Origin of the sequence: Levilactobacillus brevis ATCC 14869 = DSM 20054, from assembly GCF_001433855.1 — a bacterium.
GTDB classification, from domain to species: Bacteria; Bacillota; Bacilli; order Lactobacillales; family Lactobacillaceae; genus Levilactobacillus; species Levilactobacillus brevis.
Genome location: NZ_AZCP01000004.1, coordinates 64,913 through 78,940 on the forward strand (window position 1 = coordinate 64,913; position 14,028 = coordinate 78,940).

At 45.2% G+C, this 14,028-nt stretch carries 9 protein-coding genes; 8 read left to right on the forward strand and 1 reads right to left on the reverse strand.

What is annotated here, in order from left to right:
* Positions 1 to 38 precede the first annotated feature (38 nt).
* Entirely contained in the window at positions 39 to 1,457 is a 1,419-nt protein-coding gene (locus FC61_RS08275) for an MFS transporter (RefSeq protein ID WP_011666942.1), read from the reverse strand.
* Positions 1,458 to 1,815: 358 nt separating this feature from the next.
* On the opposite strand from FC61_RS08275, the gene FC61_RS08280 reads away from it, so the two are divergent.
* From FC61_RS08280 to gnd, 8 genes are all read left to right on the forward strand, one after another.
* Positions 1,816 to 4,311: a glycoside hydrolase family 31 protein gene (locus FC61_RS08280; protein ID WP_021742371.1), complete on the forward strand. Its 2,496-nt coding sequence runs from the start codon at positions 1,816 to 1,818 to the stop codon at positions 4,309 to 4,311.
* A gap of 96 nt (positions 4,312 to 4,407) precedes the next feature.
* The gene (gene uidA / locus FC61_RS08285; RefSeq protein ID WP_035464933.1) at positions 4,408 to 6,219 is read left to right on the forward strand and encodes a beta-glucuronidase; all 1,812 of its coding nucleotides are present in this window, start codon (positions 4,408 to 4,410) and stop codon (positions 6,217 to 6,219) included.
* A 427-nt stretch (positions 6,220 to 6,646) separates the two neighbouring features.
* Positions 6,647 to 8,284 carry a mannitol dehydrogenase family protein gene (locus FC61_RS08290; RefSeq protein WP_021742373.1) on the forward strand — a complete coding sequence of 546 codons (1,638 nt, stop codon included), beginning with the start codon at positions 6,647 to 6,649 and terminating at the stop codon, positions 8,282 to 8,284.
* A gap of 17 nt (positions 8,285 to 8,301) precedes the next feature.
* On the forward strand, positions 8,302 to 9,180 hold the full coding sequence (locus FC61_RS08295) for an aldose 1-epimerase family protein (protein WP_021742374.1): 879 nt from the start codon (positions 8,302 to 8,304) through the stop codon (positions 9,178 to 9,180).
* 20 nt (positions 9,181 to 9,200) lie between these two features.
* On the forward strand, positions 9,201 to 9,863 hold the full coding sequence (locus tag FC61_RS08300; RefSeq protein ID WP_021742375.1) for a histidine phosphatase family protein: 663 nt from the start codon (positions 9,201 to 9,203) through the stop codon (positions 9,861 to 9,863).
* Between the two features lie 34 nt (positions 9,864 to 9,897).
* The gene (locus FC61_RS08305; protein ID WP_021742376.1) at positions 9,898 to 10,890 is read left to right on the forward strand and encodes a D-isomer specific 2-hydroxyacid dehydrogenase family protein; all 993 of its coding nucleotides are present in this window, start codon (positions 9,898 to 9,900) and stop codon (positions 10,888 to 10,890) included.
* A 95-nt stretch (positions 10,891 to 10,985) separates the two neighbouring features.
* Positions 10,986 to 12,527 (forward strand): gluconokinase, encoded by a 1,542-nt coding sequence (gene gntK / locus FC61_RS08310; RefSeq protein WP_035464934.1) that lies wholly within the window; start codon positions 10,986 to 10,988, stop codon positions 12,525 to 12,527.
* A 466-nt stretch (positions 12,528 to 12,993) separates the two neighbouring features.
* Positions 12,994 to 13,896 (forward strand): phosphogluconate dehydrogenase (NAD(+)-dependent, decarboxylating), encoded by a 903-nt coding sequence (gene gnd, locus FC61_RS08315; protein ID WP_011666950.1) that lies wholly within the window; start codon positions 12,994 to 12,996, stop codon positions 13,894 to 13,896.
* Positions 13,897 to 14,028: the final 132 nt, after the last annotated feature.

Below are 14,028 nucleotides of genomic sequence, written 5' to 3' on the forward strand. Positions count from 1 at the left end.
ATAAATTAAACGCTTTCATTTGTTAGATGGTCAGGCGCTTATTTGTTTTCTTCAGCGGCATTTTCTGCGTGAATTTCAGCTAATTTAGCAGCATTGGCATTAACGCGCTTCTTGCTCAGTGGGTAGAAGACCAATAAGATCAAGCCGGCTAAGAAGAGGCAGACCGTTGGTACACCAGTTGCTAACGTGTAGATATGGTTAATAACGGTGGTCGTTTGATCAGCGCCACCACCAGTGGAGGACTTGTAACCGATGAAGGTCAACATGAAACCACCGAAACCACCGGCGATTGCTTGGGCAACTTTACGGGCAAATGAGTTAACCCCGTAAACGATACCGTCTTCACGGACACCCGTTAAGACTTCATGGTTATCAATAACATCGGTAATAAAGGCCCAAACCATTAAGTTGAAGACTCCGGCACCTAAGGAACCAAAGAATAACATAACCAAGTAGAACAGGGAGCTTTGGGTGTGGACGATCATTAAAGTTCCATAAATGGCAGCTCCAATAAATAAGGCCACAATCGAACATTCTTTCCGACCAAAAGTCCGGGTCATCCAGGTACTGAATGGCGCAAGTAAAATAACCGTAGCAAAGTTGAAGATCAAAGCAATCCCTAAGGCTTTGGTATCCTTAAAGTAGTCATTAAACAGGTAAGTCAATAGCGTTCCCGAGAGGTTTTGGTTGATGACGATTAAAATATCCACGACAACTAAAACAACCAGCGCCCGGTTCTCAAACATCCCTTTAACAACGCTAGCTAAAGGTACATTTTCGGACTTTTCAGTTCGTACCCGTTCGGTAGTCAGTGCGGTGGTCAGCGTGTAGCAGGCCCAGGCAATCAGGGCACAGCCAACCACAACCCAGAAGAAGCGGCTGCCAGAAATCTTTTGTGAGGCGCCGATATAGATGAACATTGGAACAATATAGCTGGTTAAGGCACTACCAACAGCGGAACCAATGGCCCGGAATGTTGATAGTGAGGTTTTATCGTTAGGATCACCACTAATGGCAGAGGCCATTGAACCATAAGGGATATTGACGGAGGAGTAGAAAATTCCCCAACCCAAGTACGTGATGAAGACGTAGACGAGTCGTGCTGGCAAAGCCCAGTCCTTAACAATCGGCACGAAAGTTAGAATAAAGGCAATGAGTAAGGGATACTTCATGCGATTAATCCATGGCTTGAAGCGCCCACTCTTATGTAGCTTACTGTTGTCGACTAACCGGCCAACCGTGATATCGGCAAAGGCATCGACGAAGCGGGCGGTTAAGAAGAGGATCCCTACTTGGGCCCCCGTTAACCCTAAAACGTTGGTGTAGAAAATCATTAAGAAGGAATTGATGATGTTGAAGGAGAAGTTATTCCCAATATCACCAAACATGTAGCCAATTCGGTCTTTAATATTGAAAGGCGCAGCAGCCACAGTGATGGTTTTTTGTGTTTTTTCCAATGTCTGACACTTCCTAAAATATAAATTATGATGAGGGTACAGGTTGTTAGATAAAAGCAAAATACGGTTAGACGTTTAACTCATAGGCAAATCTCCTTCAAAACTGATATATAAGCTATCCACAGAATAGCACGTTCAGAAACCGCTTTCAAGGATAAATGACAAAAATCACGAAGTGAAATAAAATTGGCTTTATTTAAAAAATTGGTTAACCAATCCCGTTATATTAACGTTTATACTTTAATCGATAGTGACCTTTAATTATTAAAAAGATGGTTGACAGCGCTTCCAAAAGATTCTAAAGTATCACTAGAGACACATTTCTGATATACCACCTAACCTGCTTTGGAGGCGCATTATGAAAGTTAGCTCAAAATTGCTGAGTATCACCAACCATCATGAGTATCTTGATTTAGTTACAGACGGCGCAAAGTTTAGAATTTACTTACTAGATGAGAATATTATTCGCATCCGGGGAACGTTTGATGATGACTTCGCGCCAGAAGAGTCCTACGCACTGGTTAAGACGGCGTGGGCGGATGCAACCGATGACCTAATCGGTGACGAGCGGCAACGGGTAACCCCGATTGCGGTTGAATTGACGGAAACGGCTGACGGTTATACGGTGTCAAACGGTCGCTACACGTTGGAAATTCATGCAGAGCCTTTCTATTTTGAAATTAAAGATCAAAATGGTGTGACGGTGCATAAGGATCTCGTGAAACGGTCCTTTGTCCAGGATGATTTAGGTCGTCGTTTCCACTACAGTGCCATGGGCGATCACGATAAGTTTTACGGATTTGGTGAGAAGTCCGGCAAACTTAATAAGTTTAAACGGCGTATGCGCATGCACAACACGGATTCTTTAGGTTGGAATGCCGCTAAGTCAGATCCGTTGTATAAAATGATTCCCTTCTATATTGATTTCAACACGACGACTAATATCGCGAGTGGCTTGTACTACAACAACACGCACGACTCGGTCTTTGATATGGACTGTGAACACAGTAACTACTGGTTACGTTACAGTTATTTCCAGTGTGATGGTGGCGATCTAGATGTCTTCTTCATTGGCGGCCCAACCATTAAGCAAGTGGTCGAGCATTATACGGATTTGACGGGAAAATCAGCCATGATGCCATTGCCATCACTGGGCTATATGGGCTCAACCATGTTTTATACGGAACTGGATCAGGATGCCGATCAAGCCATCCTGGACTTTATCGATACGTGTAAGAAAAACGGGATTCCGTGTGATGGCTTCTTCCTATCTTCGGGGTATACCTCGGGCAAGGATGGCAAACGGTACGTCTTTAATTGGAATAAGAAACGTTTCCCTGATCCACAAAAATTTGTGGCGGAACTCAAGAAGCGCGGCGCACTGTTAGCTCCCAATATTAAACCAGGGATGCTGGTGACTCACCCATTAGCCGATGAGTTTATGGAAAAGGATGCTTACATCAAGACGCCCGACGGTCAAGGGAGCCAAGTCGACCAGTATTGGGGTGGCGATGCCCACTTTGTTGACTTTACCAATCCCCATGGTCGGGATGCTTGGGAGCAAAAAATGACGGAGGCCTTGCTATCAATTGGCATTACCTCGATTTGGAATGATAATAACGAGTATGAAATCAATGATACGCAGGCCGTAGTGGATGCCGAAGGACAAAAGAGCACGATTGGTGCGCTAAAGCCGATTATGCCGACGATGATGGCTAAGGCAGCTAAGGATGCCATTAATCGTTATGACGCAACGGTTCGCCCGTATCTAGTCAACCGAGCAGGATTTGCTGGCATTCAACGGTATGCCCAAACGTGGGCTGGTGATAACTACACGAGCTGGACGAATGTGAAATATAATATTCCCACTATTCTAGGCATGGGGTTGTCAGGAGTGGCGAACCAGGGTTGTGACATTGGTGGGTTCGATGGCCCGCTACCTGAACCAGAACTCTTTGTTCGGTGGGTTCAAAATGGTATTTTCCAACCAAGATTCTCCATTCACTCTTGCAACAATGATAATACGGTCACAGAACCCTGGACGTATCCGGCTTACACCAAGTACATCAGGGCAGCAATTCAGTTGCGGTATTCTTTGGTGCCGTACCTGTACTCACTGCTGTATGAAGCCTCAACGAAAGGCTCACCGATCATGCGGCCATTAGTTTATGAATTCCAAGACGATCCGCAGGTGGCGGAAGAAAGTTTTGAATTTATGTTAGGCGCTTCGTTATTGGTGGCTAACGTTGTTGACAAGGGTCAAACCGCTAAGTCAGTCTACCTGCCAGCGGGAGTGGATTGGTTAGATCTGAAGACGTCTCAGTATTATACGGGTGGTCAGACGATCACGATTCCGGTAGATTTAGGGAGCATTCCGATGTTCTTGAAAGCCGGGAGCATCGTTCCTCAAAGTAAGGGCCTGATGAACCTGCATAACGACGTGATCGACAAGCTGGATGTGTTAATTGAACCAAGTCGCGATGCTGAATTTGTGGTGTATGAAGATGACGGAGTAACCAATAATTACCGCCAAGGCGAAACCTTAGAAACGACCATTAAAACGACGGCAACAGCTGACGGTGTTGTGATTGATTTTAGTCGGGTTGGCCAGTATCAAACGCAAGTTAAAACCATGGCACTAGCAGTTTGCTGTCCGAAGATTGCGCCGTTAAGTGTTGATTTAGCCGACCAATCCTTGCCACGGTACCTCAATGCGGCTAAGTTCGCGGATGCCGCTGAGGGTTGGTACTTTGATGGCGAAAGTCGCCAGGTTCAAATTAAATATGCTAATCCCGAAGTGGCTGATTATGCCGTAAAGGTTAACTTTAGTGTGAAGGATTTAATTTCGATTTAGGATCTTGAGTTAAAAATGCAAGAATGATGACGAGTAGGCAATCACTGGCGGTCATCATTTTTGTTATACAGTCAGAATAGAAATGGAGGCATTATTATGTTATATCCGATGGAAACAACGTCACGAGTGGTTTTAGATTTATCAGGTGTCTGGCGGTTTATGATTGATAAAGAACAGATACCAGTTGATGTGACTCGTCCATTGCCTGCAACCTTATCGATGGCAGTTCCAGCTTCATTTAACGATCAGACGGCGTCAAAAGAGATCCGTGAACATGTCGGATACGTTTGGTATGAACGGTGTTTTGAGATGCCCCAACTACTGCGGCAAGAAAGACTCGTTTTGCGGTTTGGCTCCGCGACTCATGAGGCCTGGGTGTATCTTAATGGGCACTTAATCACGCATCACAAGGGTGGCTTTACACCGTTTGAAGTAGAAATTAATGACGACTTAGTGACTGGTGAGAATCGACTGACGGTTAAACTTAGTAATATGCTTGACTATACAACTTTGCCGGTCGGACATTACAAAGAAACGCAAAGTGAGACGGGCCAACGGGTACGGCAATTAGATGAAAATTTTGACTTCTTTAATTATGCGGGGTTACAGCGTCCTGTAAAAATCTACAGTACGCCACACAGCTATATTCGAGACATTACGTTGACGCCTAAGGTTAATTTGACCAATCACTCGGCGGTGGTTAATGGTGAAATTGAGACGGTAGGCGATGTTGAACAGGTAGTCGTCACGATCTTAGACGAAGATAACCAGGTTGTTGGTACCACGAGTGGGAAAACACTGGCAATTGAGTTGAACTCAGTTCATCTATGGCAGCCGGGAAAGGCCTACCTGTATCGCGCTAAAGTAGAATTGTATCAGGCGGGGCAAGTGATTGATACGTACATCGAGGCGTTTGGCATTCGGCAAATTGCGGTCAAGGCTGGTAAATTTTTGATTAACGGGCAGCCCTTTTACTTCAAAGGATTTGGGAAACACGAAGACGCTTATATTCATGGTCGAGGGTTAAGCGAACCACAGAATGTCTTGGATTTGAGCCTAATGAAGCAGATGGGAGCTAATTCATTCCGAACGTCCCATTACCCGTATTCAGAAGAAATGATGCGGCTATGTGATCGTGAGGGGATCGTTGTGATTGATGAGGTGCCGGCAGTTGGATTGATGCTGTCCTTTACCTTTGATGTTTCGGCACTAGAAAAGGATGATTTTGAAGACGATACGTGGGAAAAATTACGGACGGCTGAGGCCCATCGTCAGGCGATCACTGAGATGATTGATCGTGATAAAAATCATGCCTCAGTGGTGATGTGGTCAATCTCTAATGAGGCCGCCAACTTTTCCAAGGGGGCCTATGAGTACTTTAAACCGTTATTTGATCTGGCTCGCAAGCTGGATCCACAGCAACGACCATGCACGTATACCAGCATTATGATGACAACGTTAAAAACAGATCGGTGTTTGGCACTAGCTGATGTAATTGCACTGAACCGATACTATGGTTGGTATATGGGCAATGGTGATTTGAAAGCAGCAGAAACTGCGACGCGCGAAGAACTTTTAGCTTATCAGGCAAAGTTCCCAGACAAGCCAATCATGTATACTGAATATGGTGCGGATACGATTGCGGGGTTGCATAGTAATTACGATGAGCCGTTTTCCGAAGAGTTCCAAGAAGATTACTATCGGATGTGTAGTCGGGTTTTTGATGAAGTGACTAACTTTGTTGGCGAGCAGCTTTGGAATTTTGCTGATTTCCAAACAAAATTTGGGATTCAACGCGTTCAAGGAAATAAGAAGGGGATTTTTACCCGAGCGCGTGAACCTAAAATGGTGGTTCGGTATTTAACGCAACGGTGGCGGAATATTCCGGACTTTAATTATAAAAAATAGTGATGGTAAGTGGGCATCATCCGCAATAGCGGATAATACCCACTTTTTGTTGTGCTGATAAGCAGTGCCAATACATTTGAAGAATTTGCGCTTCGTGGTATACTAGTTTGTGAAAGATTATGTTCACGGTAACATTGCTGATACGATAGTGATTTAAAGGCTTTTTAATCTAAAATGTTGACGCGGTTAACTGATGTATTAGATTTCGTAAAAAACGAAAAAAATATAAATTGTCGTAGATGCTGTTGTTACGCAAATAGCGGTACACGGCCTTGTAATCGCTGATTAAATGGGTCTTGACATTTTATTTTTTTATTGTAATATGAAATCGGTTACATACGAATACTGATATATAAGTTATAAGCGATAGTTATTTGGTTCGTTACCGTTATTGAGTGCATGTTTTTATCAGAAAGGACGTATTGACATGGTTAAATTATCTGACGATTACTTAAATAATAAAGCGGCGTTTGAACAGGCTGGGATTAAAGTTCCTACTTATGATCAAGCTGCCCTAAAGCAAGCAACGGCTGATCATCCTCGCTGGGTTCACTTTGGTGGTGGTAACTTATTCCGGGCATTCCACGCTGCCATTGCGAATACGTTGATTGAAAAAGGTGAATTGGATTCTGGCGTGATTGTTGGTGAAACATACGATGACGATGTTGTTAAAGATATTTACCAAGCCTATAACAACCGGATCTTACGGGTTGTGACGAAAGCTGATGGTAACTTTGACAAAGAATTATTTGCATCTGTTGCGGAAGCTTACTTCTTTAATCCAAGCCACGAAGATGACTGGAACAACTTGTTTGATGTCTTTAAGAAGGATTCTTTGCAGGTGGTTACGTTCTCGATTACTGAAAAGGGTTATAACCTTCGGACCGTTAATGGTGATTTAAATGACCTCACCAAGGCCGATATCGCTAATGGCCCCGAAAAACCTAAGGGCAACATGGCGGGATTAGTTTCCTTATTATTGGCGCGTTTTAACAATGGTAAGGCACCACTGGCTCTCTTGAGTACCGATAACTTCTCACAAAATGGTGATCGCTTAAAAGAAAGCGTTTTAACTATTGCTAAAGGCTGGCAAGAAAATGGGTTTGTTGGCGCTGACTTCTTAGCTTACTTACAAGACCCACAACAAATCAGCTTCCCATTATCCATGATTGACCGGATTACCCCTAATCCTGCCGAAGCTGTTGGAGACAAACTAGCCGCTGCTGGCTTTGAAGATCATGAGATTGTGCACACACCTAAGCATACGAATATTGCGCCATTTACTAACACGGAAGAAGCACACTACTTAGTCGTTGAAGATGCCTTTCCAAATGGCCGGCCAAAGTTTGAAGATGCTGGTGTGATTGTGACTGACCGTGACACGGTTAACGATGCTGATGAAATGAAAGTAACGACTTGTTTGAATCCTTTGCACACCGCGCTAGCCATCTTTGGGAGTGTTCTGGGCTTTGATTCCATTGCCAAGGAGCTCCAAAACAAAGACTTGGTTGCTTTAATCAAGCAAATTGGTTACGTCGAAGGCTTACCAGTTGTGACTGATCCTAAGGTGATTAACCCGAAAGACTTCATCAACCAATTAGTCACGAAGCGCTTGCCTAACCCATACATCCCTGATACGCCACAACGGATTGCAACCGATACCTCACAGAAGATTCCAGTTCGGTATGGTGTCACAATCAAGCACTACGATGAACGCGATGGCTTTGACCCAGCAACCTTGGAGTTCATTCCATTGACGATTGCCGCTTGGTTCCGTTACCTGATGGCTGTCAATGATGAAGGCGCTAGCTTCGAACCGAGTCCTGACCCAATGATGGCTGACTTACAGAAGTATGTTGGCGATATCAAGTTGGGTGATGACGTGGATGTCCACGCCCACTTGAAGGATGTTTTGACGAATACGTCGATCTTTGGTCAAGACCTCTATGCAGTTGGTCTAGGCGAAAAGGTTGAAAATTACTTTAAGCAAATGATTGCGGGTAAAGGTGCCATTGTTGCTACGCTAGAAAAAGCTTTAGCTGATCACGCCCAAGCAGTTGACTAGGCAAAGGAGCCGATATCATGGTAACGATTCAAAATGATCGTTTCACAGCAACTATCAATGAAGTGGGCGCGGAACTCACTCATTTAGTGGACCAAGCAAGCCACCGGGACCTGATCTGGAACAACGATTTGTGGCCGAAACACGCGCCAGTATTATTTCCGGCAATCGGGCGGTCGAATGAAGACAGCTATCTGATTGATGGTCAGAGATATGAAATGCCCCAACACGGCTTTGTCAGTGGCGAGACATTTATGATTGTTGATCAGACCCCAACGGCAGTGACGCTTTCGTTGAAGGCCAATGCCGCAACGCGGGTGTACTATCCCTTTGATTTTGAACTACAAGTGACCTTTACGTTAGTTGCAACTGGCTTGAACCTGTCCTTTAGTGTTCAGAATCACGGGCAACAGGATTTATCTTATTCGTTAGGATCACATCCGGCATTTAACGTCCCATTTGAGGCCGGGGAAGCCTTTACGGATTATGAATTAGTCCTCGATCCAGCCCCAACGGACTTGCAACAATTTGAAATTGTTAAAACCCCTAATCCTTATCGAAGCGGTAAAGAGTTACCGGTGACGACAGATAAGGGGGTCATTAAACTTAATTATCCGATGTTTGATGCCGGCTTAATTATTTTAAAGGCGCCTAACTTAGCGCACCTTACGCTACGGTCAACGAAGTCCAAACATAGCATTTCTCTGAATTTGGATGACTTTGATTACGTGACATTGTGGACCAAGGAAGGTGCTCAAGCGCCATTCCTGTGTTTGGAGCCCTTTAATGGGTTGCCAGATGTGGCGGGTGATTTGCGTGAACTAGCGACTAAGGAAGGCAATCATCACGTCGCTGCGGGTCAATCCGAAACGATGGCTTATACGATTACGGTGGATTAACTGCTAAGGAGGGATCACAGATGAAGACCATTACCGTTGACTTTGTCCGCCACGGTCAAACGATTTTCAATACAATGAATAAATTGCAAGGCTGGGCCGACTCACCACTGACTAAGGCCGGGATTGCGACAGCTGATCAAGCTGGGCAACTCCTAAAGAATGTGACCTATCAGGCCGCCTATGCCTCTGATCTAAAGCGGGCAATGGATACGGCACAGCATATTCTCCAACCCAATGCTTTTACCGGGGAGTTGCAAACCGACATGGCCTTTCGGGAAGTCTTCTTTGGGTCCTTTGAAGGTTTAGATAACGATGAGTCTTGGCAAACGGTTGGTCAGTCCCTGGGTTGTCAAACCCAAGCGCAGATCATTCAGAAGTATTCATTTGAGGCGGCTAGAGATGCCATGCATCAAGCGGACCCGCGCCAGCTATCAGAAAATGGGTTGACGTTTAAACGGCGGGTCGATGCTGGGTTACAACGGTTATTATCCCGTTATGCCGATCAGGACCGCATTCTGGTGGTGACCCATGGCACTTTTATCCGTTCACTGGTTTTGCGCTTTGGGCCTCAATTCGATGTGTTATCCAGCTTTCCGGCTAATGGTGGGGTGACAACCTTACAACTCACCACGGCCAATCCGGGATTCGATGGCCTAGTTACTAGCTACAACCGACTTAGTTAATGAGAGAATAAAAATTTTTGGAGGTAAGTTTTCCATGTCAGAATATAAAATTGCAGTTGTGAACTCAAGTAGTTTTGGTCAAGTGTTCAAGGAACATTGGCAAGAATTGGAACAAATCGGTGAAGTGAAGCGGTTCATGTTGCCAACCGACATTGATGGTAAGACATTAGCCGAAACACTTCATGGTTACAACATTATCATTGCTTCAGTGACCCCAATGTTTAATCAAGAATTCTTCGATAACAAGGATGACTTGCTACTGATTTCTCGTCACGGTATTGGCTTCAACAACGTTGACGTGAAAGCAGCCAAAGCCCACGGTACGTTGGTAACTATCGTGCCACAATTGGTTGAACGGGACTCCGTCGCTGAAAATGAACTGGTTAACCTATTAACCATGGTTCGGCGTACGGTACCGGCTGCTGAACGTGAACGAGCCGGCCGTTACGAAGATCGGGCCGAATTCATGGGGAATGAATTAAGCGGTAAGACCTTTGGGGTTATTGGTTGTGGGAATATTGGTAGCCGAGTGGCTGAATTATTCAGTGTCTTTGGCGGGCAAGTCTTCATTGCTGATCCAGATCCTAAGGCACCAGCTGGCTGGTTGAAGAATCATAACGTGCAACACGTTGACTTGGATACGCTCTTAAAGAACTGTGACTATGTTTCTTTGAATGCCTCCTTAAATGACGGTGATTACCACTTGATCAACGCTGATAAGGTTGCCTTGATGAAGGACGGCGCTTACCTATGCAACAACGGTCGGGGTGCTTTGATTGATGAAGATGCCGTCTTGGCTGGGGTTGAATCTGGTAAGTTGGCTGGTTACGCTGCCGATGCCGTTGAAGTTGAACCCGTTCCCGCTGACCACCCATTCTTGAAAAATGACCGTATCTTATTAACTCCACATACCTCTGCTTACACTTACGAATGCTTGCATGGTATGGGTGAAAAGTGCGTGAGTGATGTGAAGAACGTTATTGCTAATAAGCCATTGGTTCGTGAATTAACAAGTACTTTAGCCTAACGATGAGTTTAAACAGAACCATGTGCGCGTGAATTGGCACGTGGTTTTGTTTAGCTAATCAAGCGGGTATGACTGAAAGAAAGCTGGGAAACGAAATGGACTACTTAATTGGAATTGATGTTGGAACGACGAGTACGAAAGCTGTTTTGTACAATACGGATGGAGATATTTTTGGTTACGCGAACAAGCTCTACCCCTTGATTCAGGAAAATGCGGATATGGCGGAAGAAGATCCAAACGTTATCTTCCAAGCCACGGTTGACGCTTTGGCTGAAGTTACGGCGAAGGCTGATCAAACGCAAGGGAAGATTTTAGGGGTTTCTTGGTCGACCCAACAACATAGTTTAATTGGGTTGGACAAAGACCATCAACCAACGACGAACACCATCACTTGGGCGGATAATCGGGCGGAAAAGTATGCCTCACAAATGGCCGAAGATGGTAGCGGCTTGGCATTGTACAAGCGGACGGGGTTACCAACGCATCCAATGGGTCCGGTCTACAAGATCTTATGGCTGAAGAATGATCATCCGGAGATCTACAAGAAGACGCGTTACTGGGTTGGCTTGAAGGAATACCTGCTGTATCGCTACTTTGGTCAGTTGAAACAAGAATACAACATGGCCGCAACGACGGGGTTGTTTAACATCCACCAGATGGATTGGGACGAAGAATCCATGAAGCTAGTGGGAATTACCCGTGACCAATTACCAGAATTAGTTGATGCAACTCATCAACTGACAGGCATGAATCCAGACTACGCTAAACAAATTGGCTTCCCAGCCGATACGCCATTCATTATGGGTGGAACGGACGGTTCATTGTCTGAAATCGGCTTAGGGGCAATTAATAATGGTGAAGTTGCTGTGACAATTGGGACATCCGGTGCTGTACGGACGTTCGTTGACAAGCCACAAATCGATCCCAAGGGACGGATTTTCTGTTACCCCGTTATGCAAGGCAAGTGGATTATTGGTGGCCCCGTCAATAACGGTGGGATTGTCTTCCGGTGGGTTCGCGATCAATTATTTGCACCGGAAAAAGTGATGGCCAAGGAATTGGGTGAAGACCCATACGATGTATTGACATCAATTGCTAAACAAGTTCCTGCTGGCTCCGACGGCTTAATTTTCCATCCATTCTTGGGTGGCGAGCGGGCCCCTATTTGGGACGGTAATGCGCGGGCTTCATTCTTCGGCTTGACGCGGCAACATTCACGGGCTCACATGGTTCGTGCGGCCCTGGAAGGCATTGTGTATAACCTTTACACCGTTGAACTGGCACTGAAGGAAGCAACCGGAGAACCAACTGAAATCCGTGCAGCGGGCGGCTTCGCCCGGTCACCACTGTGGCGGCAAATGTTGGCCGATATTTTCGAAGAACCCGTTACGATTCCGGAAGCCTTTGAAAGTGGTTGTTTAGGTGCAATGGTCATTGCCCAAATCAGCTTGGGGCTGGCTGATGACTTGTCAGTGGTTAACAAATTTATTGGCAAGAAGAACACCTACCAGCCTGATCCAAAGACATTTGAAAACTATCGTGAAATCATGCCAATTTATATTCGTTTGGGACGGAAGCTACAGAGCGAATACAGTGCCATTGCGGAATACCAGCGTAAGCGGGAACCTAAGGAATAAAGTCCCTTTTTATGGCTTGCTCGTTGCTTAATTGCGGTGATAGCTATCTGCCCTCTGGTCGCGGCAAAAGGGCTGGAACGTACCGGACACAACTTTAAGCCAAGTAGCCCGCTTGTCTTAAAGGTCGGCCGAGGGCACGTCCTAAGGATAACGACGGTACTGAGCCCATTTGCCGCTTTTGTTGGGCTAGTGTGGCATGATTATTGCTGCAGAAATGTTGGATAGTGTTAGCTTGAATCTTGGTTGTAACTGATTCCAATCAGTTTTGACCCGAAAGCTAGGCTCATCCATAAATGTAGCCCAGCCAGGTCAAACGATGACTAACCATAAATTGAGTTCAAATCAGCCATAAATAAAACTTTTGTAATTTTTTTACGGGTTTTCCTTGATATATGTAAATTTTTTTCATATAATAAAAACCGAGCTAGTATATCACAATTTTTAACCACAGGAAGGAACGCATACAATGAAAATTGGATTAGTTGGATTAGGCAAGATGGGTATCAACTTAGCACAAAACATGATGGATCACGGCCACGAGGTTGTTGGTTTTGACTTGAACAAGGACTTTGTCGACCAAGCAGCAGGTTTTGGTGCCGAAACGGCCACATCTTTGGATGACGTTTTAAGCAAATTACCATCACCAAAGATTGTTTGGTTGATGCTCCCAGCTGGTAAGCCAACTGAATCAACGATTGATACGTTGGTTGGTAGCTTGAGCGCCGGCGACTACATCGTTGACGGTGGGAACTCATTCTGGAAGAACTCCGTTGAAGATGCTAAGAAGGCCGAAGCAGTTGGCATCAACTTCTTTGACTGTGGGACTTCTGGTGGTCAATCTGGTGCTCGTGCTGATGGTAACTTCATGATCGGTGGGACCAGTGCTGAAGCCTTTAACGCTGCTTTGAAGCCTGTCTTCGAAGGTATCGCTCAAGAAAATGGTTACCTCTACACCGGTGCTGCTGGTTCAGGTCACTACTTGAAGATGGTGCACAACGGTGTTGAATACGGGATGATGGAAGCTATCGGCGAAGGTTTCGATGTCTTGGCACACAGCCAATTTGACTACGATAACGAAGCCGTTGCTCGTCTGTGGAACTCTGGTTCTGTGGTTCGTTCATGGCTCATGGAATTGGCTCAAGAAGCCTTTGCTAACGACGCTAACTTGGACGAAATCAAAGGGACGATGCACAGTTCTGGCGAAGGTAAGTGGACGTTGGAAGAATCTTTGGACCAACAAATCCCAGTACCAGTTATTGCTTTATCCTTGATGATGCGTTACCGTTCTATGGAAAACGATACGTTTACGGGTAAGGTTGTTTCTGCTATGCGTCACGGTTTCGGTGGCCACGCAGTTGACAAGGCTTAATTTAAACAAATTTTGATTATAACGAAGGGCGGTACTATATTTAGTACGGCCCTTTTTTCTTGGATTAAAGATGATCTGCTTTGTGCTAGAATAATGGTTAAATATTTAGGGGAAATCTCTAGTGAAGGACTG